Source organism: Bacillus sp. FSL K6-0042 (genome assembly GCF_038006685.1).
Taxonomy (GTDB): Bacteria; Bacillota; Bacilli; order Bacillales; family Bacillaceae_G; genus Bacillus_A; species Bacillus_A pseudomycoides.
The window spans coordinates 2,572,590-2,597,152 of sequence record NZ_JBBOVS010000001.1 but is presented as its reverse complement, the minus strand read 5'-3'; the positions used below and the strand labels follow the sequence as shown (position 1 = coordinate 2,597,152).

At 35.8% G+C, this 24,563-nt stretch carries 21 protein-coding genes and 2 pseudogenes; 18 read left to right on the top strand and 5 right to left on the bottom strand.

The window, feature by feature from the left end:
• Positions 1 to 19: 19 nt before the first annotated feature.
• The 5 genes and pseudogenes from ald (at position 20) to MHH45_RS13300 (ending at position 5,838) form a co-directional block, all read left to right on the top strand.
• The gene (ald, locus tag MHH45_RS13320; RefSeq protein WP_016113063.1) at positions 20 to 1,153 is read left to right on the top strand and encodes an alanine dehydrogenase; all 1,134 of its coding nucleotides are present in this window, start codon (positions 20 to 22) and stop codon (positions 1,151 to 1,153) included.
• A gap of 104 nt (positions 1,154 to 1,257) precedes the next feature.
• Entirely contained in the window at positions 1,258 to 2,673 is a 1,416-nt protein-coding gene (locus MHH45_RS13315; protein ID WP_016113064.1) for an amino acid permease, read from the top strand.
• 67 nt (positions 2,674 to 2,740) lie between these two features.
• Positions 2,741 to 2,848 (top strand): annotated as a pseudogene (locus MHH45_RS13310) (class I SAM-dependent methyltransferase); the annotation flags it as partial.
• Between the two features lie 223 nt (positions 2,849 to 3,071).
• Positions 3,072 to 3,449, top strand: a complete 378-nt coding sequence (locus MHH45_RS13305; RefSeq protein ID WP_016113065.1) for an ArsR/SmtB family transcription factor — start codon at positions 3,072 to 3,074, stop codon at positions 3,447 to 3,449.
• 22 nt (positions 3,450 to 3,471) lie between these two features.
• The gene (locus MHH45_RS13300) at positions 3,472 to 5,838 is read left to right on the top strand and encodes a heavy metal translocating P-type ATPase (RefSeq protein WP_016113066.1); all 2,367 of its coding nucleotides are present in this window, start codon (positions 3,472 to 3,474) and stop codon (positions 5,836 to 5,838) included.
• Positions 5,839 to 6,018: 180 nt separating this feature from the next.
• Here MHH45_RS13300 and MHH45_RS13295 read toward each other — a convergent pair whose 3' ends face one another.
• The gene (locus MHH45_RS13295; protein ID WP_003195138.1) at positions 6,019 to 7,482 is read right to left on the bottom strand and encodes a nicotinate phosphoribosyltransferase; all 1,464 of its coding nucleotides are present in this window, start codon (positions 7,480 to 7,482) and stop codon (positions 6,019 to 6,021) included.
• Positions 7,483 to 7,728: 246 nt separating this feature from the next.
• Between MHH45_RS13295 and MHH45_RS13290 the strand changes: the two genes are divergently transcribed.
• From MHH45_RS13290 to MHH45_RS13280, 3 genes are all read left to right on the top strand, one after another.
• Positions 7,729 to 9,006 (top strand): helix-turn-helix domain-containing protein, encoded by a 1,278-nt coding sequence (locus MHH45_RS13290; RefSeq protein WP_016113067.1) that lies wholly within the window; start codon positions 7,729 to 7,731, stop codon positions 9,004 to 9,006.
• The gene (locus tag MHH45_RS13285) at positions 9,003 to 9,131 is read left to right on the top strand and encodes an NprX family peptide pheromone (RefSeq protein ID WP_016113068.1); all 129 of its coding nucleotides are present in this window, start codon (positions 9,003 to 9,005) and stop codon (positions 9,129 to 9,131) included. The genes MHH45_RS13290 and MHH45_RS13285 overlap by 4 nt, the downstream gene beginning before the upstream one ends.
• Positions 9,132 to 9,310: 179 nt before the next feature.
• Entirely contained in the window at positions 9,311 to 11,011 is a 1,701-nt protein-coding gene (locus MHH45_RS13280; protein ID WP_016113069.1) for a M4 family metallopeptidase, read from the top strand.
• Between the two features lie 46 nt (positions 11,012 to 11,057).
• Here MHH45_RS13280 and MHH45_RS13275 read toward each other — a convergent pair whose 3' ends face one another.
• Complete coding sequence (locus MHH45_RS13275; protein WP_016113070.1) at positions 11,058 to 11,606, bottom strand: TVP38/TMEM64 family protein; 549 nt, start codon at positions 11,604 to 11,606, stop codon at positions 11,058 to 11,060.
• Between the two features lie 154 nt (positions 11,607 to 11,760).
• Here MHH45_RS13275 and MHH45_RS13270 point away from each other — a divergent pair, with 154 nt between their 5' ends.
• From MHH45_RS13270 to MHH45_RS13250, 5 genes are all read left to right on the top strand, one after another.
• On the top strand, positions 11,761 to 12,063 hold the full coding sequence (locus tag MHH45_RS13270) for a metal-sensing transcriptional repressor (RefSeq protein WP_016113071.1): 303 nt from the start codon (positions 11,761 to 11,763) through the stop codon (positions 12,061 to 12,063).
• A gap of 16 nt (positions 12,064 to 12,079) precedes the next feature.
• Complete coding sequence (locus tag MHH45_RS13265) at positions 12,080 to 14,470, top strand: heavy metal translocating P-type ATPase (RefSeq protein WP_088094195.1); 2,391 nt, start codon at positions 12,080 to 12,082, stop codon at positions 14,468 to 14,470.
• A 96-nt stretch (positions 14,471 to 14,566) separates the two neighbouring features.
• Positions 14,567 to 14,770 carry a copper chaperone CopZ gene (gene copZ, locus MHH45_RS13260; RefSeq protein WP_003195128.1) on the top strand — a complete coding sequence of 68 codons (204 nt, stop codon included), beginning with the start codon at positions 14,567 to 14,569 and terminating at the stop codon, positions 14,768 to 14,770.
• A gap of 143 nt (positions 14,771 to 14,913) precedes the next feature.
• Positions 14,914 to 15,432 (top strand): RNase A-like domain-containing lipoprotein, encoded by a 519-nt coding sequence (locus tag MHH45_RS13255; protein WP_016113073.1) that lies wholly within the window; start codon positions 14,914 to 14,916, stop codon positions 15,430 to 15,432.
• Positions 15,433 to 15,449: 17 nt separating this feature from the next.
• Positions 15,450 to 15,722, top strand: a complete 273-nt coding sequence (locus tag MHH45_RS13250) for a hypothetical protein (RefSeq protein WP_016113074.1) — start codon at positions 15,450 to 15,452, stop codon at positions 15,720 to 15,722.
• Between the two features lie 4 nt (positions 15,723 to 15,726).
• Here the strand turns inward: MHH45_RS13250 and MHH45_RS13245 are convergent, their stop codons facing one another.
• The gene (locus MHH45_RS13245) at positions 15,727 to 16,980 is read right to left on the bottom strand and encodes a VanW family protein (protein WP_088094194.1); all 1,254 of its coding nucleotides are present in this window, start codon (positions 16,978 to 16,980) and stop codon (positions 15,727 to 15,729) included.
• Positions 16,981 to 17,298: 318 nt separating this feature from the next.
• On the opposite strand from MHH45_RS13245, the gene MHH45_RS28075 reads away from it, so the two are divergent.
• Both MHH45_RS28075 and MHH45_RS13240 read left to right on the top strand, forming a co-directional pair.
• Positions 17,299 to 17,619, top strand: coding sequence for a transposase (locus tag MHH45_RS28075; RefSeq protein WP_420482308.1), 321 nt, complete (start codon positions 17,299 to 17,301; stop codon positions 17,617 to 17,619).
• On the top strand, positions 17,589 to 18,494 hold the full coding sequence (locus MHH45_RS13240; RefSeq protein ID WP_416076180.1) for an IS3 family transposase: 906 nt from the start codon (positions 17,589 to 17,591) through the stop codon (positions 18,492 to 18,494). The genes MHH45_RS28075 and MHH45_RS13240 overlap by 31 nt, the downstream gene beginning before the upstream one ends.
• A gap of 52 nt (positions 18,495 to 18,546) precedes the next feature.
• On the opposite strand, the gene MHH45_RS13235 is transcribed toward MHH45_RS13240, so the two are convergent.
• Together MHH45_RS13235 and MHH45_RS13230 are read right to left on the bottom strand one after the other, a co-directional pair.
• Positions 18,547 to 19,563 (bottom strand): LCP family glycopolymer transferase, encoded by a 1,017-nt coding sequence (locus MHH45_RS13235; RefSeq protein WP_033670997.1) that lies wholly within the window; start codon positions 19,561 to 19,563, stop codon positions 18,547 to 18,549.
• A 192-nt stretch (positions 19,564 to 19,755) separates the two neighbouring features.
• Positions 19,756 to 20,934, bottom strand: a complete 1,179-nt coding sequence (locus MHH45_RS13230) for a NupC/NupG family nucleoside CNT transporter (protein WP_016113077.1) — start codon at positions 20,932 to 20,934, stop codon at positions 19,756 to 19,758.
• 91 nt (positions 20,935 to 21,025) lie between these two features.
• Here MHH45_RS13230 and gloA2 point away from each other — a divergent pair.
• From gloA2 to aspA, 3 genes and pseudogenes are all read left to right on the top strand, one after another.
• A pseudogene (gene gloA2 / locus MHH45_RS13225) lies at positions 21,026 to 21,412 on the top strand (SMU1112c/YaeR family gloxylase I-like metalloprotein).
• A gap of 161 nt (positions 21,413 to 21,573) precedes the next feature.
• Positions 21,574 to 22,890, top strand: coding sequence for a hemolysin family protein (locus MHH45_RS13220; RefSeq protein ID WP_016113079.1), 1,317 nt, complete (start codon positions 21,574 to 21,576; stop codon positions 22,888 to 22,890).
• A 182-nt stretch (positions 22,891 to 23,072) separates the two neighbouring features.
• Positions 23,073 to 24,506: an aspartate ammonia-lyase gene (gene aspA / locus MHH45_RS13215; protein WP_016113080.1), complete on the top strand. Its 1,434-nt coding sequence runs from the start codon at positions 23,073 to 23,075 to the stop codon at positions 24,504 to 24,506.
• Positions 24,507 to 24,563: the final 57 nt, after the last annotated feature.

The following is a 24,563-nucleotide window of genomic DNA, read 5'->3' as shown; positions in this document are numbered from 1 at the left end:
TATAAGGGGGCATTTCATTATGCGTATTGGGGTACCAACAGAAATTAAAAACAACGAAAACCGTGTGGCAATGACACCAGCTGGTGTTGTACATTTAGTTCGTAACAATCACGAAGTATTCATTCAAAAGGGTGCAGGTATAGGATCTGGTTTTACAGATGCTGAGTACGTTGAAGCAGGTGCAAAAATCGTTGATACAGCTGAAGAAGCTTGGAACATGGATATGGTAATGAAAGTTAAGGAACCAATTGAAAGTGAATACAAACACTTTAGCGAAGGTTTAATCTTATTCACATACTTACACTTAGCTCCAGAACCAGAATTAACAAAAGCATTAATTGAAAAGAAAGTTGTTTCTATCGCTTATGAAACAGTACAATTAGAAAACCGTTCTTTACCATTACTTGCACCTATGAGTGAAGTAGCTGGTCGTATGTCTGCACAAATTGGTGCACAATTCCTTGAGAAAAACAAAGGCGGCAAAGGTATCTTACTTGCAGGCGTTCCAGGGGTAAAACGTGGCAAAGTAACAATTATCGGTGGTGGACAAGCTGGTACAAATGCTGCTAAAATTGCAGTTGGACTAGGTGCGGATGTAACAATCATCGACTTAAGTGCAGAACGTCTTCGTCAATTAGATGACATTTTCGGTAACCAAGTGAAAACTTTAATGTCTAATCCTTACAATATTGCACAAGCTGTAAAAGAATCTGATCTTGTAATCGGTGCAGTATTAATTCCAGGTGCAAAAGCACCAAAACTTGTAACAGAAGAAATGATTAAATCAATGGAACCAGGTTCTGTTGTAGTAGATATCGCAATTGACCAAGGTGGTATTTTCGAAACAACTGACCGCATTACAACTCATGATAACCCAACTTATGAAAAACACGGCGTTGTTCATTATGCAGTTGCAAACATGCCTGGTGCGGTTCCACGTACATCAACTCTTGCATTAACAAACGTAACAGTGCCATATGCAGTACAAATTGCAAACAAAGGCTATAAAGAAGCTTGCCTAGGCAACTCTGCATTATTAAAAGGTATTAACACATTAGACGGCTATGTAACATTCGAAGCAGTTGCAGAAGCTCACGGTGTAGAATACAAAGGTGCAAAAGAATTATTAGAAGCAGAAACAGTATCTTGCTAATAGCAGCATTTTACTAAATAACAATCGAACAATATTTCATACAACATGATAAGAGCTAAGAGAGAAGACCTCTTAGCTCTTCTTAGTCGAAGGGGGCATACATCGTGGCCAACCTATTTAAAAAGAAATCCGTTACGCAATTGTTAGGGGAAAGTAAAAGTAAAACTTTGACGAAAACGCTAGGGGCATTTGACCTAACAATGCTAGGGATTGGTGCGATAATCGGTACAGGAGTTCTTGTATTAACTGGATTAGTAGCAGCAAGAGATGCTGGTCCAGCAGTTATTTTTTCATTTATGATTGCGGCAATTGTTTGTGGATTTGCAGCGCTATGTTACGCAGAGGTGGCATCTACACTGCCCGTTTCAGGTAGTGTGTACACATATTCTTATGCAACAATCGGGGAGTTTGTAGCCCATTTAATGGGATGGACGTTACTATCAGTATATGTTTTAACAACGGCAGCGGTAGCTGGCGGATGGACAGGTTACTTCCATAACCTGATAAGTGGATTTGGATTAGAAATTCCAAAAGCACTGTTAACGATTCCATCACAAGGTGGTATTGTGAACTTGCCGGCGGTGGTTATTACATTAATAATAACTTGGTTATTATCACGTGGTACGAAAGAAAGTAAACGCGTAAATAACGCAATGGTATTAATTAAAATTGGTATTGTTGTCTTATTTATTGCAGTTGGTGTATTCTACGTAAAACCAGAGAACTGGGTACCATTTACACCGTACGGCGTAAGCGGAGTCTTTTCCGGAGCAGCAGCAGTATTCTTTGCTTTCTTAGGTTTTGATGCATTAGCAACTTCAGCAGAAGAAGTGAAAAATCCACAACGTGACCTTCCAATTGGTATTATTACTTCGTTAGTTATTTGTACAATCATTTACGTTGCAGTTTGTCTCGTTATGACTGGTATGGTTTCTTATAAAGAATTAGATGTACCAGAAGCGATGGCTTATGTACTAGAAGTGGTAGGGCAGGATAAAGTAGCTGGTGTAATCGCAGTTGGAGCTGTAATTGGTATTATGGCTGTAATTTTTGCTTACATCTATGCAACAACACGTGTATTCTTTGCGATGAGTCGTGACGGTTTATTGCCAAAATCTTTTGCGAAAATTAATAAGAAGACAGAAGCGCCAACATTTTCAGTTTGGTTAACAGGAATTGGTAGTGCTTTAATTGCCGGATTTATCGATTTAAAAGAATTGTCGAATTTAGCGAATATTGGAGCGTTATTAACATTTGCGATGGTTGGTGTATCGGTTATCATTCTGCGTAAAACGCATCCGAATTTAAAGCGCGGATTTATGGTACCGCTTGTGCCAATCTTACCGATTATTTCAGTCGTATGTTGCTTATTCTTAATGGTAAATTTACCATTAACAACATGGCTGTACTTTGGTGCTTGGTTAGCAATCGGAGTAGTTGTATACTTTGTTTACTCGAAAAAACATAGTCATTTAAAAGAAGATACAAGTTCGCAAGATAGCTTAGAAAAAGCTAATTAAGGGGATATAATGAATTGTAAGCCTTGTGTGCCTAGGGAGCGCGCAAGGCTTTTTCTTTTGTACAGAGGAGGAAAAAGTAGGATTTATTTATCGGTCTAAACGCTTTGATCATAGAAATCAGGATGGAAAGTTAGGGTTCGTTTCTTTAATTGTTGATGCAGTGAAAGGTGAATAAATGAAGAAAAAAGGATGTACGAAAGGATAGAAACTTTCGTACATCCTTTTTGTATGAAGAATATAACGGATGTGGAAAATAAGTGATATGTTTTTAAATGTGGACAAAATGTTCGGAAAATTTGTTGCGGATTTTATTGACACATATGAATGGGCGCTCATATAATGGAAGTATAAGACATATGAATAGTTGTTCATATGTTCAAATGAAGAGGTGAGCTATAATGGCTGAAAATAAAGTAGAAACATGTCAAGAAGCATGTTCTCAAACAATTATCCATGAAGAAGTTGTTGATCAAGTAAAACAAACGATTCCAGCTGACGAAAGTTTAAGTAAAGTGGCAGAATTATTTAAAGTATTAGGTGACCGTACACGTACGAGAATATTACATGCATTATTCGAAGCTGAAATGTGTGTGTGTGACTTAGCCTATTTACTAGGAATGACACAATCATCTATTTCACATCAGCTTCGTGTATTAAAACAAGCGAAACTTGTGAAAAACCGCAAAGAGGGAAAAGTCGTTTATTATTCATTAGCGGACCATCACGTAATCGGTATTTTTGAGCAAGCATTTGAGCATGTAAACGAGGAAGAATAAAAGAACACAAGGAGGGAGAAAGATGGCAGAAGCATTAGTGAAACGAAAACTTGTGTTAGAAGGATTAGATTGTGCGAATTGTGCAATGAAAATTGAAAAAGGGGTCGGAGGATTAGAAGGTGTCTCCTCTTGTTCCGTGAACTTCGCAACTAAGACAATGACTTTAGAAACAGAACAAAATAAAGAAAATCAAGTTGTTAATGAGGCAAAACAACTTGTTACGAAATTAGAACCGCATATTAAAGTACAGGAAGAACAAAAAACAAAAGTTGCTAAAGAAGTATTTGTATTAGAAGGATTAGATTGTGCGAATTGCGCGATGAAGATTGAAACAAAGGTAAAGGAAATGCCTTCCGTGTCAAACGCGACTGTTGATTTTGTATCGAAGAAATTAAAAATAGAAGTGGCAAATAAAAAAGAGCTTGAAACGACAGTACAAGATATTAAAAATATTGTTCATAAATTAGAACCAGATGTAAAAGTTGTCCGTGAAGAAAAAACAGGTCATGATCATGGACATAGTCACGATCACGGTGAAGGAAATGTGAAGAAAATGCTGTGGCGCTTAGCGATTGGTGGTGTTTTAACAGGAGTCGCTGCACTTGCAGGATTACCACAAATGATAACCATTCCACTTTTCGTTATCGCATATTTACTCATTGGTGGAGATATTGTTTGGCGAGCTGTGAGAAACATAACACGCGGCCAAGTATTTGATGAAAACTTTTTAATGGCAATCGCTACACTTGGAGCATTTGCAATCGGGCAATATTCAGAAGCTGTTGCGGTTATGCTGTTTTATCAAGTAGGTGAGTTATTCCAGAGTATTGCGGTGAATCGTTCTCGAAAATCGATTACTTCGTTAATGGATATTCGTCCTGATTATGCCAACGTGAAAGTTGGAAATGAAACAAAACAAGTTTCGCCAGAAGATGTGCAAATCGGAGACTATATCATTGTTAAACCAGGTGAGAAAGTACCATTAGATGGGAAAGTGGTTGAAGGAACATCAATGGTAGATACTTCAGCATTAACAGGTGAATCTGTACCACGTGAAGTGGAAGTTGGTAATGATGTTTTAAGTGGTTTTGTGAATCAAAATGGTGTGTTAACAATTGGGGTAACAAAAGAATTCGGTGAATCAACTGTATCGAAAATTTTAGATTTAGTACAAAATGCAAGTAGCCGAAAAGCGCCAACAGAAAACTTTATTACGAAATTTGCGCGTTACTATACTCCGGTCGTAGTTATTACAGCAGCGGCATTAGCGTTTATTCCACCTCTTATTTTAGAAGGGGCTACATTCTCTGATTGGATTTATCGTGCATTAGTGTTTCTTGTTATTTCTTGTCCATGTGCATTAGTGGTATCTATTCCACTTGGATTCTTTGGCGGTATTGGTGGAGCCTCTAAAAGCGGTATTTTAATCAAAGGAAGTAACTATTTAGAAGCACTGAATGATGTGAAACATATCGTCTTTGACAAAACAGGAACATTAACAAAAGGTGTATTCAAGGTAACGAAGAGGGAGCCGAATGGAGCAACTACAAAAGAAGAACTCCTTGAATATGCTGCATTTGCGGAAGTTTATTCAAATCATCCAATTGCACAATCTATTCGAAGTGCATATGGAAAATCAATTGATGAAAATATGATTGAGGATTATAGTGAAATTTCCGGTCATGGTACAGTTGTAAAAGTACAAGGTAAAGAAATTTTTGCGGGCAATGCAAAATTAATGAAAAAAGAAAATATTACATTTGAACAGCCACAAACAGTGGGCACGCTTGTTCACGTTGCTGTAGACGGTGCATACGCTGGTTATATCGTCATCTCAGATGAAGTAAAAGAGGACTCAAAACAAGCAATTCAAAAGTTGAAAGAACTTGGTATTAAGAAAACGATAATGTTAACAGGTGATGCGAAATTAGTTGGAGAGGCTGTTGGTAAGGAGCTTGGCTTAGATGAGGTTCACGCTGAATTATTGCCACAACAAAAAGTAGAAGAAATTGAAAAAATTGATAGTGCAAAACAAGCGAAAGAAAAAGTTGCGTTCGTTGGTGATGGTATTAATGATACACCAGTATTAGCGAGAGCAGACGTCGGGATTGCGATGGGTGGATTAGGATCTGATGCAGCAATCGAGGCGGCGGATATTGTAATCATGACAGATGAACCTTCTAAAATCGCAACGGCTGTCAAAATTGCCAAACGTACACGGAACATTGTATGGCAAAATATTATCTTTGCACTTGGTGTGAAAGGACTGGTCTTATTACTTGGTGCATTTGGAATTGCAACAATGTGGGAAGCTGTTTTCTCAGATGTGGGCGTTACGCTACTTGCTGTATTAAATGCGATGCGTGTGCTTAGAGTGAAAGATTTGTAAAGTAAAGTGAAACTTTAATCAGTGGTGGACTTCATCCCTTACTAATTATTAGCCTTCACGAATCAGGCTTTTATGGACGATTTATCTCTCTACTAACTCCTTTTCTTTTGTTGAACTTTGAGGTGGGAGTATTACTGCCTGTAAATAGTAGGGGGAAAAGAGAAGCGAAGGCTTCTCTTTTTATTTTTGTATATTTTTTGCAACCTGATCCCGTACGGTTTGAATGTAATTCATTTTATGATCCCAGCATTCTTGGCTTAAATCTACAGGATATTCTTCGGGATTTAGTGTTCTCATATATTCTTCCCAAAATAGTGCTAAGCTGTTTTCTGTGTATTTTTGAATGTCTAATATGTTAGGTAATTCATATGTTCTTTTACCATTTGTGAAAATGTTATGATGAAGCTCGCGTGCTTCAAAGTTTGTCACAAATTTACTGATGTACGTATGGACAGGATGGAACATTTTTAAACGCTCTTCCTGCTCAGGTTCTTCTGATTCTAAAGCGATATAATCACCTTCTGCATGATTGTTAACGCGATTAATGATTCGATAAATTCGTTTTAATCCTGGCGTTGTAATCTTTTCAGGATTAGAAGAGATTTTAATCGTATCATTTAATGTGCCATTCGCATCCTCAATCGCAACTAACTTATAAACAGCTCCTAAGGCAGGTTGCTCAAATGATGTAATTAATTTTGTTCCGACGCCCCATACATCAATTTTTGCTCCTTGTGATTTTAAATGCATAATTGTATATTCATCTAAATCACTGGAAGCGATGATTTTTGTATTTGTAAATCCAGCTGCATCAAGTAATTTTCGTGCCTCTTTTGATAAATAAGCCATATCGCCGCTATCAAGACGAATACCATAAAAATCAATGCGGTCACCAAATTCTTTCGCGATGCGAATGGCATTTGGTACACCGGATTTTAATGTGTCGTATGTATCGACAAGAAAAACACATTTTTTATGTGTTTCAGCATACTTTTTAAATGCAATATATTCATCACGGTATGCTTGGACAAAGGAATGAGCATGCGTACCAGCAACTGGAATACCAAACCGTTTTCCAGCACGGACATTGCTTGTAGAAGAAAATCCACCGATAAAGGCTGCGCGTGTACCCCAAAGGGCCGCATCAAATTCATGAGCACGGCGTGTACCAAATTCTAATAGTTCATCATTGTTCGCTGCATGTTTCATGCGAGCTGCTTTTGTAGCGATTAATGTTTGGTAATTCACAATGTTTAACAAGGCGGTTTCAATAATTTGAGCTTCACCAAGCGGTGCGTCAACGCGCAATAATGGTTCGTTATTAAAAACAACTTCTCCTTCTTGCATACTGCGAATTGTTCCGGTAAACCTCATGTTTTGTAAATACTGTAGAAACTCTTCTTCAAATTGTAGCTCTTTTAAATAAGTGATATCACTTTCGGTAAAACGAAAATTCTCTATGTATTCTATAATTTTTTCAAGACCAGCAAAAATGGCATAACCATTTTTAAATGGAAGCTTTCGGAAATATAAATCAAAAACAGAGCGGCGATTATGAATGCCGTCTTTCCAATATGTATAAGTCATGTTGATTTGATATAAATCTGTATGTAAGGCGTAACTATCATCTTTATAATGATTCATTGTGAAAACACCTCCGTAATTTGGTTATATTATATCGTTTTTTCTAGTTTATGCCAAAGAATCCATTTCTAATAAGAAAGAGTGAAGGTGATATAACATGTTTTTAGCATAAAATTTAGTTACTTCAAGTGGAATAAAACAAATTTATCGAAAAAACTTTTAGAAAATTTACATTTATCAATTTATATTTTTGGCATTTTTATGTATTATTAAAGTAGTGGGGGTAAATGAGAATGGAGGAGGACAATGCAACAAACTTTAGAAAAAATCGGCAAACAAGTTTTTTATAAGCGACTGCAGCAAAAAATGACACAAGAAGAATTATGTCAGGGCATTTGTTCCGTCTCATATTTAAGTAAGATTGAAAATGGAAAAATAGAAGCATCGGAGGAAATCTTGCAGTTGCTCTGCGCGAGGTTAGAGATTGCTGTGTCGGATTTGAGAGATGTAGAAGAAGAAGTGAAAGAGAAATTGGATGAGTGGCTAAACGCATTAGTTCATTTGGACAAGCAACAGGTTGAGCGCATATATAACGAATTACATTCTGAAATGAAAAATGTCTTAGATTTTGAAATTATAAATTATTATAATCTGCTGTATACACGTTATTTGATTATGAAAAGAGATCTTCCTGCGCTTGAAGAAGAACTAGAGAAATTAAAGAAGATGTATAAGAAGTATTCTCCGTTTCAGAAGTTGCTGTATACGTATAGTAGGGCTTTATTATATTGCATCCAATATAAATATAAACAGGCATTAGAGCATTTGTTAAAAACAGAGTCTATGGCGAAAGAACAAGGTTATTATGAAACGGGGATATATTATAATTTAGCACTTACGTATAGTCAGATGGAAATCGATCATATGACATTGTACTTTGCGAATGTTGCGTTAGAAGGTTTCCGAAATGAATATAAGTTTCGGCATGTAATCAACTGTCAACTTTTAATCGCTTTCAGTTATATACGAAAAAAACAGTATAGTGAAGCTATGGAAATTTATAATCATATTTTAAGAGAGGCTGATTCTTTTGCAGATAAAGATAATATCATGTCAATTGCCTTGAATAATATGGGGTACTTATATTATCGTCAAAATAATTATGAAAAAGCAAAAGAATATTATTTGGAGGGTCTACAGTATAAAAAAGAAGAAGATTTAAATTATATTGATGCTATGTATGAGATTTCTTTGCAATGTATTCAGTTAAAAGAATTTGAAGAAGCGAGAGGTTGGATTGAAAAAGGAATTTCTGCTGCAAGAAAAGATGATAGATATAAAAGTATGTTGCACTTATTATTAATTCTTCAATATAAGTATTATGGAAAAAAAGAGGTATATAAGAAGTTTTTAGAAATAGAAGCAGTGCCTTTCTTTAAGGGTGAAAAAAATATGAAAGATTTAAAGAAGGTATACTTAGAATTAGCGGAATACTTTGAAGAATCATCGGAATTTCAAGAAAGTAATCGATATTATAAATTAGCAATTATGTTGTTAGAAGAAGAAGGAGGAGTTATAGTATGAAAAAGATAATCTTAGGAACCTTTGTAATTATAACGGTTTTAGCGGTAGCATTCGATGTGCAGTATGCTTGGAAACCAGATAACTATGGTCAAGAAACGAATGCAGCAGAAGCAGTAAATGTATAATAAATTACCAAAAAAGGCCCTTTCCAAACGGAAAGGGCCTTTCTCAATAATTGTTCGCCAAAATTCTACAAAACTTGAGAAAAGATTTTTTTGAATTTTCAGTATATCAATATTGGAAACCTAATGCTAATATAAAATTACTCTTTTTCAAAAAAATTTTTTATTAGGGGGAAGGTTATATGAAAAAGAAGAGTTTAGCATTTGTATTAGCGGCAGGAATGGCAGTTACAACATTTGGAGGGACAAGCTCTGCGTTTGCAGATTCAAAGAATGTGCTCTCTACGAAAAAGTACAATGAAGCAGTACAGTCACCTGAGTTTATCTCTGGAGATTTGACTGGAGCAACTGGAAAGAAAGCAGAATCTGTTGTATTTGATTATTTAAATGCAGCAAAAGGAGAGTATAAGTTAGGGGAAAAGAGTGCAGAGGATTCTTTCAAAGTGAAACAAGTGAAAAAAGATTCTGCAACTGATGCAACAGTGGTACGTATGCAACAAGTATATGAAGGTACACCAGTATGGGGGTCTACTCAACTAGCTCATGTTAGTAAAGATGGTTCATTGAAAGTTTTATCTGGAACAGTTGTACCTGATTTAGATAAAAAGGAAAAATTAAAAAATAAAAATAAGATTGAAGGTAAAAAAGCAATTGCAATTGCACAGCAAGACTTAGGATTAACTCCAAAATATGAGGTAGAGCCATCAGCAGATTTATATGTATATCAAAATGGTGAGGACACAACTTATGCATATGTTGTGAAATTAAACTTCTTAGAGCCAAAACCAGGAAACTATTATTATTTCATTGAGGCAGAAAGCGGTAAAGTATTAAATAAATACAATACAATTGATCATGTAAATGGTGAAAATCAAGCACCACTTAAGCAAGAAAATGCTAAACAGGAAGGTAAAGCAGTTGTAAAACCTGTTACAGGGACAAATAAAGTTGGAACAGGTAAAGGTGTACTAGGAGATACAAAATCTATTAATACAACACTATCTGGATCTACTTATTATTTACAAGATAATACACGTGGAGCAACGATTTTCACATATGATGCGAAAAATCGCTCTACATTGCCAGGGACATTATGGACAGATACAGATAATGTTTTCAATGCAAGCCGTGATGCAGCTGCAGTAGATGCTCATTATTATGCGGGTGTAACATATGATTATTATAAAAATACGTTTAATCGAAACTCCATTAATGATGCAGGAGCGCCATTGAAATCAACAGTTCACTATGGAAGTAATTATAACAATGCATTTTGGAATGGCTCACAAATGGTATATGGAGACGGGGATGGTTATACATTTACTTCATTATCGGGTGGATTAGATGTAATTGGGCATGAATTAACGCATGCTGTTACCGAATATAGCTCAAACCTGATTTATCAAAATGAGTCAGGAGCATTAAATGAAGCGGTTTCTGATATTTTTGGTACGTTAGTAGAATACTATGATAATCGTAATCCAGATTGGGAAATTGGTGAGGATATTTATACGCCTGGCCAATCGGGAGATTCGCTTCGCTCTATGAGTGATCCAACGAAATATGGCGATCCAGATCATTATTCTAAACGTTATACTGGTTCAAGTGATAACGGTGGTGTTCATACGAACAGTGGTATTATTAATAAAGCGGCTTACTTACTAGCAAATGGTGGTACGCATTACGGTGTAACAGTAAATGGTATTGGTAAAGATAAAGCAGGCGCAATCTATTATCGTGCAAATACACAATATTTCACTGAATCTACTACGTTTAGTCAAGCGCGTGCTGGCTTAGTACAAGCAGCTGCGGATTTATATGGTGCGAACTCTGCTGAAGTTACAGCGGTGAAGCAGTCATATGATGCAGTTGGTGTAAAATAGGGTTCATTCTTCTTTAGAAAAAATAAAAAGGAGCAGATGCTCCTTTTTATTTTTTCTTCCACTTCTTCAATATATATAATACTCCGATGCAACCGGCAATCGTGATAATCCACTTTGCTTCACTTGTTCCGTTCATGACATGGTATGCAGAATACACTTCAATGAGTAATGCCGGTATTTTTCCTAGTGTACTTGCAATACTGAAAGCGAATAACGATATTGTTCCTAATGCTGCAAATAAGGTGATAATGCTAGACGGAATAAATGGAACAAGTCGAAATGATAGAACGAGTAAAAATGCCTCTTTACCTTGTACATAAAGAAGGCGTTCTACTTTTGGATAGTTGTTTAATTTGTTATGAGTCAATTTTTGAAAACCTAGTCGATAGAAATAAAATGAGACAATTGCTCCCAATGCTTCGCCTGCGATCGAAATAATTGTTCCATCTGTTAAACCGAAAAGTTGTATGTTGATGGCTGTTAAAAATATGCTTGGAATAAATCCTGCCAAGCTGATGATGATATTGAATAGAATACTGAGTGGAATTGCAATCGTGTGATGCTCTGTGAGTAAATTGTGAATCATTTCTTGCATATAGTTATAGTCCTTTGTCTTTTTTAGCATTACACCATATTTGGTCAATATAGGCAAGTGTGGATTTTAATTAAAAAATATAAATTTTCACAGTAAAAACTTGCAACATTATACCCCTTACGGGTATAATGTATATAGAGAAGGGGGTATACGGATGGACCATTGTTCAAATCAAGAAAAGATGGTTCCGCGAACGGACGAAGAGATCGAGAAGGTTGTAAAACGCTTAAAAAGGATTGAAGGTCAAGTGCGCGGTATACAAAAAATGATTGAAGAAAATCGTTATTGTGTAGATGTATTGATTCAAATTTCTGCGGTGCAAGCAGCGTTAAATAAAGTCGGTTTTTCATTGTTAGAGCGACATACAAATCATTGTGTCGCTAAAGCGATTCAAGAAGGTAATGGAGATGAATCTATTCAAGAGTTAATGAAAGTCATCAAACAGTTCTCAAAATAGAAAGGAGACGAACTGTATGGGTCAGACAAAACAGATCACGGTTGGTATTGATGGGATGACATGTTCAGCTTGTTCAGCCAGAATTGAGAAGGTGTTAAATAAGTTAGAAGGTGTAGAAGCAAATGTAAATTTAGCTATGGAACAAGCAACGGTTCAATACGATGTGGACGCGCAATCTGCAGAGTCAATCACAAATCGTATTGAGAAACTTGGTTATGAAGTTCGGACGAAAAAGGTAAGTCTAGATATTGATGGAATGACATGTGCCGCATGTTCAAATCGGATTGAAAAAGTAATTGGAAAAATGGAGGGAATCGAGAGTATTACTGTTAATCTGGCGATGAATACTGCAACAATCGTATATAAAGATGGCCTTATTACTATAGAATCTATTTTAGAAAAAATAACGAAACTCGGTTACAAAGGGAAACTCCAAGAAGAGACTGAACCAAATAAAAAAGCAGACAACTTAAAAGGGAAACGAAAACAGCTATTTCTTTCTATTCTGTTATCATTACCGCTTGTCTATACAATGGTAGCGCATATGCCATTTGAAACGGGGCTATGGATGCCGCATTTTTTAATGAATCCATGGGTGCAATTATTGTTTGCAACACCAGTACAATTTTATATCGGTTCACAATTTTATATTGGTGCATACCGTTCTTTACGAAATAAAAGTGCGAATATGGATGTGCTTGTTGTACTTGGTACATCAGCCGCATATTTTTATAGCTTATATGAAGGTTTGAAAACATTACAAAATCCATCGTATTCATCGCAGCTGTATTTTGAAACGAGTGCAGTGCTCATCACATTAATTCTTGTTGGAAAATATTTCGAATCTGTTGCGAAAGGAAGAACAACGGAAGCGATTTCAAAATTAGTAAGTCTACAAGCAAAAGAGGCATTGGTCATTCGTGATGGACGTGACATGTTAATTCCAATCGAAAGTGTTGTTATTGGTGATACCATTGTTGTAAAACCAGGTGAAAAGATACCTGTAGATGGTATTGTTTTATCAGGTATTTCGTCAGTTGATGAGGCAATGATTACCGGTGAATCAATCCCCGTGGATAAACAGGTCGGTGATGCTTTAATAGGTGCAACAATTAATAAAAACGGTGTGTTAACAATGCGTGCTGAAAAAATTGGAAAAGATACAGCCCTTGCAAATATTATTAAAATTGTGGAAGAAGCGCAAGGGTCTAAAGCGCCAATTCAGCGTATGGCAGATACAATTTCTGGTATATTTGTTCCAATCGTTGTTGTTGTTGCAGCAGTTGCCTTTTTAATTTGGTACTTTGCCATTACTCCGCAAAATTTACCGCAATCTCTTGAAGTAGCTATAGCAGTATTAGTAATTGCCTGCCCTTGTGCACTGGGACTGGCAACACCAACTTCTATTATGGTTGGAACAGGAAAAGGTGCAGAGAAAGGCATTCTTTTTAAAGGTGGAGAGTATTTAGAAGCAACGCATAAAATTAATGCTGTTTTATTAGATAAAACGGGTACGGTTACAAAAGGGAAACCAGAAGTAACAGACGTAATGAGCCTGCAAGATGACATGCTTTTATTTGCGGCTTCTGCAGAAAACGTTTCTGAACATCCGCTAGCCTCTGCAATTGTAGAATATGGAAAACAAAATCAAGTTTCTTTACTACCTGTAGAAACGTTTCGTGCAGTACCTGGGCATGGAATTGAATCGATTATAGAAGAGAAATCAGTTATCATTGGGACTCGAAAATTAATGAGTGAACACAGCGTTAATATAGCGGAATATGAGAATGTAATGAATGAGCATGAAGCAAACGGAAAAACGGTTATGCTTGTAGCAATTGGGGGTCAGTTTGCAGGGATGATTTCTGTTGCTGACACGATAAAAGAAAGTTCAAAAGAAGCTATTCATACGATGCAATCTGCCGGAATTGATGTTTATATGGTAACAGGAGACAATAAACGAACTGCTGAAGCAATTGCAAAACAGGTTGGTATCAATCATGTATATGCAGAAGTATTGCCAGAGCAAAAAGCAAATATTGTAGAACAATTACAGCAAAAAGGAAAGCAAGTAGCAATGGTTGGTGATGGTATTAATGATGCTCCAGCACTAGCGAAAGCGGATATAGGGATGGCGATTGGAACAGGTGCAGATGTAGCAATTGAAGCAGCTGATGTTACATTGGTTGGAGGAGATTTAGGGCATATTCCACAAGCAATTGATTTAAGCCAAAAAACGATGAAAAATATTCGTCAAAATTTATTTTGGGCATTATTTTATAATGCGATTGGTATCCCCATTGCGGCAAGTGGCTTATTAGAACCCTGGGTAGCTGGAGCGGCGATGGCATTTAGTTCTGTTTCGGTTGTAACGAACGCTTTGCGTTTGAAGCGTGTTAAAATATAAAGTGAAGCCAATGTTTTTACGAGCAATGCACCTTATTATAGGTTATGCTGCTCATAAATAATAAATAAAAGATTTATAATTAAGGAGGAATTGGAAATGACTGTAACATTGAATGTACAAGGAATGACATGTAATCATTGTAAAATGGCTGTGACAAATGCATTGCAAGAACTAAACGGAGTAAATGGCGTAGCAGTTGAATTGCAAGCGGGCACAGTGGCTGTTGAATATGATGAAGCAAAAGTGAATATAGAGCAGTTAAAAGATGCCATTGAAGAGCAAGGATACGATATTGTATAAAGTGAAATTGTTATCAATCAGGCAAATATTCATGTAGAAAAAATAAGACAAAGTGTGTAGGGTTTTAGAATTCTACACGCTTTTTTATATGTGAAATTGACTTTTTGTGAAGTTACGATAATAATCATGAAAGAGGTGATATGATGAAACGATTATGGGGTACTTTCTTGAGTTGCTTGTTTGCAATGGTTCTTATCTTAAGCGGTTGTGCGGGACAAGAGCAAAAAAAAGCGAACCCGAAAGAAAGTAATTCAACATCAGTAGAAAAAATTAAAGATACGATTTTAGATGAAATGGAAGGACCGCCGAAAAATGGCCATACGATAGAACGACATGTTGGGAAAACAGAAGATGAGCTAAAGAAGCGGTTGCAGACAGATAAAGTATCAGCTGCAAGTACATATTATGATAAAGAGATAGCAACAAAAGCTGTAAAAGATAGCTTAAAGCAACATGAGCAGGAAATTGAGAAATGGTTAAAGAATTCCAAAGAAAATCGTCTTGTATTAAATGCGAAGCACTCATTTCCTGTTGGAAAAACGGTATTAAAGCGAGATATGAGTGTAAAAGATAAGCTTATGAATACAGTTACCGTTCTGGCGAGAGATAAATCAGGGGCATTAGGATTTAAAATCATTACTTCCTATCCATCAGATAAGTAAGAAAGGGGGGGGGGAGCATGTATCCGACACTTCAATATTTCTTAAGAGCATATTGCACGTTAAGTGTGTATGAGGATGAAATAATAAATGTAATGACTGAGTTTCTAGAACAAGAGGATCAGGAAACAATTGAAAAATTAAAAAGCGAGTTATTACATATAAAGCAGACAGAGGCATGGGAAGAAGGTTGTTCAATAGTAGCTAAACAAGGAAGCCGTATATGGTCGTTAGAAGAGACGAGGGAACATATGGGGACATTTGTGCGTTTATTGCAAAATAAAAAGGCGTGAATCATCACGCCTTTTTGTATACGCTTTTTGAAATTTGGCCATTTGAGATGACTTGACCGTTTTGTGTTACTTTTTTATATGTGACAGCCGTAATTTTATTTTCAGTCTCGCCAATTACTTTTGATGAAACTTCTACGTTCTTGCCAGTAGGTGTACCGAAAATACGTGTAGTTATGCTGCTACCATTGGAAGACGCTTGAATGTAAATATATTTACCAGTATTATTTTTGAATTTTAAATCTGGACCATAGTCTGCTACAGCAGCATCTTGACCAAGTGGCAAGTAATGAACAGGCATAGAGTGGTTACTACGAGCAACAACTCCTAAATCAGCACGTAATGCTGCCCCATATAGAGTACTACTCACTTGGCAAACCCCACCACCGGCGCTCTGGACAACTTTTCCTTGTAGGAATACAGCAGCAGATTTATAGCCATGCGCAGCATCTGTAATACCAACGCGTTCATTGAAACTAAATGTTTCATCAGGTGCTACAATTGCTCCGCTTAAAGTATTAGCAGATTTGTTTACATTAAAGGATTGGCTCCCGTTTCGACCAGCCATAGGAGTAGAATATTCAGCAATCACTTGTGTAATCCCCATATTTTGCATATCTTCTGTAGAGTGTTCGGGCTTTATGGAGGCAATTGGGAGCTGAATATCTTGTGTACCAGCAGTAATTGCTTTTGCTGTTAATTCTTTTAATTTATCTTTATCAACTTTTTCGCCATTTTGACTTTGACTAATATTTACTGTTGTTCCGGAAACACTTAATTCAGCATTTACAGGTTCCTTTAAGGTTTCGTTATATTTTTCTTTTATAAAGGCTTCATAAGTAGCTGTATTTAACTGTGGCGTTAGTTTATATTCACGTTTTAACTCGCCATTTTCAGCTTGTTTTCGCATTTTATAGCGATTTATCACATTTCCTTTTTGCTCTTTAAAGATTTTTTCGCTAATTTCCGTTTCTTTATATTCAACACCTAAGTCTTTCCACGTATAAGCTTGTGTATTGCCTTGGAATGTATAGTTAAGAGATTTTTTGTTTGATTCATCAATTTTTTGTTGAATAATTTCTTGAACATCTTTTTTACTTTTGCCATCAAGAGAAGTGCCTTCAAATGTAGTATGTGGTAATACATTTGTATCAAGCTGTTTATTCAATTTAGACACGTATTGATAACCACCAATCCCACCTGCACATAGTAATATTCCACCAGTGACAGCAGAACCAATCAGTAAGTTACGTAGCTTCATTTACTTCCCCCCAAAAAATTAATATATAAGGTCATATGTATTCATTTTTTATGTATGAATGATAAAAATAGTATTATGTATGTACTAGTATACTATTATTTTAATTGCGGGTGTAATATTTTTATAAAAAACGTTACACTTCTGTAACATTTGTCTCTTTTTGTCATTATTTGCGAAAGAAAATGAAAGTATTTTGTTGAAAATTATAATAAAAAGGCTGCTAGGAAAGTCCTATGGTATTATCCCCTTTAGGTAGACAGTGTAAAAAAGACCATGTGCACACATGGATGTTACACTATTACTTGGAGGGGATTTTTCATGACCAAAAAAGGCTCAACTTTTAATACATATTCAGAAGAATTAAAGTTATCAGCTGTTCAAAGTTATTTAAACGGAGAAGGAAGTTACAATATGATAAAGGAAAAATATCAGCTTAGAAGTTCTACCCAACTTAAAAATTGGGTGAAAAAATTTAAAGAATGTGGTGAGATTACAGATACTCGTGGGAAAAATAGTGGAATGAAAGGTATACCAAACCCTCTAAAAGGCAAACGTGTTCATTTCAACACTGTTGAAGAGGAACGTGACTACTATAAGGCTCAGGTTGAATATTTAAAAAAGCAGTATCCAAATCTGTAAATGGAGGCGTACTAAAATATAAAGAGAGATATCATATCATTGAATCATTAAAGAGAAAATTTCCAGTTATATGGCTTACTAAATTTGCGGGTGTACATCGTTCAAGTTACTATAAGTGGATTCATACAAAAAGTATGAAAAACATGCGACTAGAATCCGATCAACGATTAAAAAAGGTAATACAATCTATTCACGTAAAGCACAAGGAATATGGTTATCCACGTATGAAAATCGCTTTACAAGAAGAGGGTTATTTTATAAATCACAAAAAGGTATATCGCTTAATGAGTGAGCTCAACATTCAGTCTATTATTCGGAAGAAGCGTCGCTTCTTTAAAGGGAATTATTCCAATACTTTTCCAAATGTTTTAAACCGTGAATTCAAAGATCGCCAACAAAATGAAGCGCTTGTTACAGACATTACCTACCTACGATTTCAAGAGGGATTCCGCTATCTTTCTGTTGTACAAGATATTTATAATAACGAAGTTATTTCTTGGAAAATTTCCAAGCGCAATGATAATGAACTTGTATTAGATACAATTGAAATGTTGGCACAAAAAAGAGATGTGCGTGGAACCATTCTCCATTCAGATCAGGGATTCCAGTACACATCTCATGCCTACAACAAACGACTTTTTGATTTAGGTATCATTGGCAGCCACTCTCGCAAAGGAAACTGCCATGATAATGCCTGTATCGAATCGTTTTTCTCCCATTTTAAATCGGAGATGTTGTATTTGAATCATTTTAAAACAGAAGCGGATTTAATACAAGCAATTGAAGAATATATTTACTTTTATAACTATAAACGGTTCCAAAAACGACTCAACCATCGAGCTCCGATAGAATATCGAGTCTCGATGGCTGCTTAGTCTTTTTAATACTGTCTACTTGACAGGGATAAGACCACTAGCAGCCTTTTTATTATAATTTTTTATGTTCAGTTTTATTCGTAACATCGAGATGTTGTTTCAATGTTTTAGATATGTCCTGTACACTCTTTTCGTCAGGAATGTAGTAGTAGATGCCACTTATATATTTATCGTCACCTTTTACTTGGAGTTTATCCATCTTTAGATTGGAGCCCATTGTGCTCTTTGTAATTGTCATCATGTCATCAAATGTTAAGTTTGTTTTTAAATCATGATCAACAGCATCTAATAAGCTGCTAATTTTATTAATGGAATTTATGGATAGCGCTTTTTGAGCAATTGCTTCCAAAACAAGTTGCTGACGCTGACCACGCATATAATCGCTGTCGATATGACGAGTTCTAGCTAAAGCAAGTGCTTCTTCACCATTTAAATGCTGACGCCCTTTTTTTAGATGGATTGCACCTGGTTCGTCCTTACTATTTTGTTCTGTAAATTCAACAGGAACATCAACATCGATGCCACCAAGGGAATCTACAATTTTTATAAAGGATTTAAAGTTAAATTTAACATAATAGTCAACAGGAACATTTAAAAAGTTCTCGACTGTATCAATCGTACTATCTACGCCCCCAAATACGTGAGCATGCGTAATCTTATCTTGTTTATCGCGTGATTTAATATATACACGAGAGTCACGTGGTATACTAACAAGTTTTACTGATTTATCATTTTTATTAATTGTGGCAAGTAATAATGCATCGGTACGCGTTGCTTTGCCGTAAGATTTTTCACGGAGGTCACTTTCATCAACACCCATAATAAGGACAGAAACATTGTCCGTCATCGGTTTAACAGCTTTTTCTCGTTTATCCGATTTATCTCCTCTATCTAATTTAGAATATGCATTATTTACAATTGATTTTGCTTTACTGTATATATGGAAGGAATAGCTTCCGCCACCAATTGTTACAATAAGTAATGGAATGAGAATAAACCATAGTAGGCGTCTTTTTTTAAATCGCCTCTTTGAGGTTCTATTCGTGTTTTCTATATCAGATTTCATTATTTAGTTCTCCTTTAAATCATTCAATTTGTATATTATCTTATAATGCATAGGTGAGACACATAAAAAGATATTGTACGCTAAATAGATGTTGTTGTACATGTATAAAAAAATAGATGCCTCGAGTATTTATGAGACATCTATTCGTATTGTATACAAAAAGTATGAATAAGAAAAGGATCAAATTTTACCTTCTTATAGCATAATGCTTACAATAATTGCAGATAAAATGCTGACGAGTGTCGCACCGTACAACAGTTTTAAACCGAAGCGAGCAACGACATTCCCTTGTTCTTCATTTAATCCTTTAACGGCACCAGAAATAATTCCTATAGAAGAGAAGTTTGCAAAGGATACAAGAAAAACTGAAATAATGCCTACTGTACGAGGAGTGAGGCTGTTTGCAAGCTTACTGAGATCCATCATGGCTACAAATTCATTCGTTACAAGCTTTGTAGCCATAATACTTCCTGCTGCGACAATTTCGTTACTTGGCACACCAATAAGAAAAGCGATAGGAGAGAAAACATAACCAAGTAATTGCTGAAATGTAATTCCAAAAATAATATGGAATAAATCATTGATACAGCTAATTAAGGCAACAAATCCAATCAGCATAGCACCGACAACAATAGCAACACGAAATCCGTCTAGAATGTATTCTCCAAGCATCTCAAAAAAGGTTTGCTTTTCACCCTTAATTTCTAAAATATCTTCTTCTTCTTTAACATCATATGGATTAATAATAAGTACGATAATAAAGCCGCTAAATAAATTTAAGACAAGAGCAGTTACTACATATTTTGGTTCAATCATTGTCATATAAGCACCGACGATTGACATCGATACGGTCGACATGGCGGAGGCGCATAGTGTATAGAGACGATGTTTTGGAATTTGCGCAAGCTGTTTTTTTACGGTAATGAATACTTCTGATTGGCCTACAATGGCAGAAGCGACAGCATTATAAGATTCAAGCTTTCCGAGTCCATTTATTTTACTAAGGAAAAAACCGATCCAACGAATACAGAATGGTAATATTTTAAAATGTTGTAAAATACCAATTAAGACGGAGATGAAGACAATTGGTAAGAGTACATTTAAGAAGAAAGGCATTTCACCTTTATTCGTAATACCACCAAATACAAAGTTTACCCCAGATGCAGCATAGGCCAATAATTTCGTAAATACATTAGAAATCATGGTTACAAGTATGAGGCCGATTTCTGTATTTAATAGTAAAAAGGTTAAAATTAACTGTATAATAAGCATAATGAAAATCGGTTTGAATTTGATATGCTTTTTATTGTTACTTGCAATGAAGGCAAGAAAGAAAACAACGGCAAGACCGAGAAAAAAAGTAACAAACTTCATAATAAGCCTCCTTATGATGTGTTCTGTTATATAGGTTTTTCATTTCAAGGGAGAATATGCATGTTAGGTAAAGAGAGGAATGAAGTAGAGTATGAATATATCTAGAGTGCATCATATTGCAATCATTTGTTCTGATTACGAAACATCTAAAAATTTTTATGTTAATATATTAGGGTTTAGAGTGTTGAATGAAGTTTACAGAGAAGAAAGGGATTCGTATAAATTAGATTTATGTGTAGGAGGATAGTATCAAATTGAGTTATTTTCATTTCCAAATCCTCCAAAGCGGCAAAGTTTTCCTGAAGCAGCTGGTCTTAGACATTTAGCATTTGCAGTTACGGATATACACGAAGCAGTGGGGCATCTAAAGCGATGTGGAATAAAGACAGAGCCAATACGTGTTGATGAAATAACAGGGAAACAGTTTGTGTTTTTTCAAGATCCTGATTGTTTACCATTGGAGTTATATGAGAACTAAAAATTGGGGAAATTTATATAGGTTTGCTTTTTGACAAATGAAGAGAATAAGAACAAAGTGAAACTTCCATTCGTTTTTCTTTCAATCAGCTTCTTTGATTGAAAGAAAACTTCTTTTAAAAAGGAGGTGTAACTTTAGCTAAGAAAAGCTAAAGGCGTTCTTTGGAAATTGCTAAATTAATTATGGTTGTTATTCTTATTGCATTAACTGGTTTTTTTGTGGCAGTTGAATTTGCGATTATAAAAGTGCGCAGTAGTCGCATTAATCAGCTTGTAGGAGAAAAAAAACGTGGCGCACTAGCAGCTAAGAAAGTGATTTCAAATTTAGACGAATATTTATCAGCATGTCAGCTCGGAATTACAATTACAGCTCTAGGGCTAGGCTGGTTAGGCGAACCAACGATAAAGCATGTATTAGAACCGATATTTTTAAAAATTGAACTTTCATCTGCGATTGCGAGTACTGTTTCTTTTATTATTGCATTTGCTGTTATTACATTTTTGCATGTTGTGATTGGAGAGCTAGCACCAAAAACATTTGCTATTCAAAAAGCAGAACAAGTAAGTTTGTTACTATCTCAGCCGCTCATTTATTTTTACCGGATTATGTATCCGTTTATTTGGGCTCTAAATGGCTCAGCTCGCCTCGTGACTGGCATATTTGGATTATCCCCTGCTTCTGAGCATGAAGTTGCACATTCAGAGGAGGAATTAAGACTTATTTTATCGGAGAGTTATAAAAGCGGAGAAATTAATCAGGCGGAATTTAAATATGTAAATAATATTTTTGAATTTGATAATCGGTTAGCAAAAGAAATTATGGTTCCACGCACTGAAATAGTTGGTTTATATGAAGATGAACCGTTCGAAACACATATTAAAGTGATTGGACAAGAAAAGTATACAAGGTATCCTGTATTTGGAGAGGATAAAGATGAGATTATTGGGATGGTTAATGTAAAAGACTTATTTATTCGCTATATGGATGGTGGACAAAACGAAGAATGTTCTATTATTCCGTATACGAGACCTGTAATTGAAGTTTTGGAAAATATCCCAATCCATGATTTGTTACTGCAAATGCAGAAAAGAAGAATTCCCCTTGCCGTTTTATATGATGAATATGGGGGGACGGCGGGAATTGCAACACTTGAAGATATTTTAGAGGAAATAGTTGGTGAAATTCGGGATGAATATGATGAAGATGAACATCCACCCATCGAACATATAAGCGAAACGTATAAAATTATCGATGGAAAAGTACTCATTAGTGAAGTGAATGATTTGCTCGGTTTACATTTGTTTGCTGACGATGTAGATACGATTGGTGGTTGGATTATGATGCAAAAACAGACAATTGTTGAAGGTGATGTCATTGAAACGAATGGCTGGATTTTCAAAGTTCTTGAAAAAGATGTGCATCAAATTAAACGAGTAGAAATAAAGAAAGTTGAAGCGGAAGATACAGCAATTGCGTAATCTTTATAAATTAGAAGTATGAGTGCGTCATCGATTTTGCAGAAAAACAGTATTGTTTGCGCTTTCAAAAAAGGTGCTATATATTGAAGGAAGATATAGAAATATATCTCTTACAAAAATCATATTTTTATAGAAATCGTTTTTAGGTCATCGATTAGAATGAAAAGTATAGGTGATGAAAAATGGTAGCAACGAAAGGGATACGTATTGAAAAAGATTTTTTAGGAGAAAAGGAAGTACCAAATGCAGCTTACTATGGTGTTCAAACATTACGAGCAGTAGAAAATTTTCCGATTACAGGATATCGTATTCATACGTCATTAATTAAAGCAATGGCAATGGTTAAAAAAGCTGCAGCACTTGCAAATATGGAAACAGGTTATTTGCACGCAAATATTGGGGAAGAAATTGCAAAATCGGCTCAGGAAATTATTGATGGGAAGTTTCATGAGCAGTTCATTGTAGACCCAATTCAGGGCGGGGCAGGGACTTCTATTAATATGAATACAAATGAGGTTATTGCAAACCGTGCACTTGAGAGAATGGCGCATGAAAAAGGAAACTATGCAATCATTAGCCCGAATACACATGTGAACATGGCGCAATCAACAAATGATGCGTTCCCAACAGGAATTCATATTGCGGCGCTTATGATGCTAGAAGAACTTCTTATTACAATGGATGCACTTCATCGTGCATTTACCGATAAAGCAAAAGAATTTGATCATGTGATAAAAATGGGGCGTACACATCTGCAAGATGCAGTTCCAATTCGTCTTGGGCAGGAATTTGAAGCATATAGCCGAGTGCTTGAGCGTGATATAAAACGCATTAGGCAGTCTCGTCAACATTTGTATGAAGTGAATATGGGCGCAACGGCGGTTGGGACCGGATTAAATGCAAATCTAATTTATATTGAGCAAGTTGTAAAGCATTTACGCAGTATTAGCGGATTTCCACTAGTTGGTGCAGAACATTTAGTGGATGCAACGCAAAACACAGATGCGTATACAGAAGTATCAGCAACACTAAAAGTATGTATGATGAATATGTCTAAAATTGCAAATGACTTGCGCATTATGGCATCTGGCCCACGTGTCGGATTGGCTGAAATTCAATTACCAGCTCGTCAACCAGGATCATCTATTATGCCAGGAAAAGTAAATCCAGTTATGGCAGAAGTAATTAATCAAGTGGCCTTCCAAGTTATTGGAAATGACCATACAATATGTTTAGCATCAGAAGCAGGACAATTAGAACTAAATGTAATGGAGCCGGTGTTAGTATTTAATTTAATTCAATCCATTAGTATTATGAATAATGCATTCCGCGTATTTCGTGAGTATTGTATTAAAGGTATTACTGCAAATGAAGAATTGTTAAAACAATATGTTGAGAAAAGCGTTGGGATTATTACAGCGGTGAATCCTCATATTGGATATGAGGCGGCATCTCGCATTGCTCGCGAAGCGATTGAAACAGGTAAATCTGTTCGTGAGCTTTGCTTAGAGCATGGTGTGTTAACAGAAGAGGAACTTGATATTATTTTGGATCCATATGAAATGACACATCCCGAAATTGCTGGTGCGTCGCTATTGAAGAATAAAAAATCCTGATACTGTGTGTATTAGGATTTTTTTATACCAAAGTATAAGAATGAGTGAATGGTTAGA

What these genes read in the sequence shown, in the direction of transcription:
- ald (WP_016113063.1), top strand. Translation starts at nt 20, where the DNA reads ATGCGTATTGGGGTACCAACAGAAATTAAAAACAACGAAAACCGTGTG.
- MHH45_RS13305 (WP_016113065.1), top strand. Translation starts at nt 3,072, where the DNA reads ATGGCTGAAAATAAAGTAGAAACATGTCAAGAAGCATGTTCTCAAACA.
- MHH45_RS13300 (WP_016113066.1), top strand. Translation starts at nt 3,472, where the DNA reads ATGGCAGAAGCATTAGTGAAACGAAAACTTGTGTTAGAAGGATTAGAT.
- MHH45_RS13295 (WP_003195138.1), bottom strand. Translation starts at nt 7,482, where the DNA reads ATGAATCATTATAAAGATGATAGTTACGCCTTACATACAGATTTATAT.
- MHH45_RS13290 (WP_016113067.1), top strand. Translation starts at nt 7,729, where the DNA reads ATGCAACAAACTTTAGAAAAAATCGGCAAACAAGTTTTTTATAAGCGA.
- MHH45_RS13285 (WP_016113068.1), top strand. Translation starts at nt 9,003, where the DNA reads ATGAAAAAGATAATCTTAGGAACCTTTGTAATTATAACGGTTTTAGCG.
- MHH45_RS13280 (WP_016113069.1), top strand. Translation starts at nt 9,311, where the DNA reads ATGAAAAAGAAGAGTTTAGCATTTGTATTAGCGGCAGGAATGGCAGTT.
- MHH45_RS13275 (WP_016113070.1), bottom strand. Translation starts at nt 11,606, where the DNA reads ATGCAAGAAATGATTCACAATTTACTCACAGAGCATCACACGATTGCA.
- MHH45_RS13270 (WP_016113071.1), top strand. Translation starts at nt 11,761, where the DNA reads ATGGACCATTGTTCAAATCAAGAAAAGATGGTTCCGCGAACGGACGAA.
- MHH45_RS13265 (WP_088094195.1), top strand. Translation starts at nt 12,080, where the DNA reads ATGGGTCAGACAAAACAGATCACGGTTGGTATTGATGGGATGACATGT.
- copZ (WP_003195128.1), top strand. Translation starts at nt 14,567, where the DNA reads ATGACTGTAACATTGAATGTACAAGGAATGACATGTAATCATTGTAAA.
- MHH45_RS13255 (WP_016113073.1), top strand. Translation starts at nt 14,914, where the DNA reads ATGAAACGATTATGGGGTACTTTCTTGAGTTGCTTGTTTGCAATGGTT.
- MHH45_RS13250 (WP_016113074.1), top strand. Translation starts at nt 15,450, where the DNA reads ATGTATCCGACACTTCAATATTTCTTAAGAGCATATTGCACGTTAAGT.
- MHH45_RS13245 (WP_088094194.1), bottom strand. Translation starts at nt 16,980, where the DNA reads ATGAAGCTACGTAACTTACTGATTGGTTCTGCTGTCACTGGTGGAATA.
- MHH45_RS28075 (WP_420482308.1), top strand. Translation starts at nt 17,299, where the DNA reads ATGACCAAAAAAGGCTCAACTTTTAATACATATTCAGAAGAATTAAAG.
- MHH45_RS13230 (WP_016113077.1), bottom strand. Translation starts at nt 20,934, where the DNA reads ATGAAGTTTGTTACTTTTTTTCTCGGTCTTGCCGTTGTTTTCTTTCTT.
- aspA (WP_016113080.1), top strand. Translation starts at nt 23,073, where the DNA reads ATGGTAGCAACGAAAGGGATACGTATTGAAAAAGATTTTTTAGGAGAA.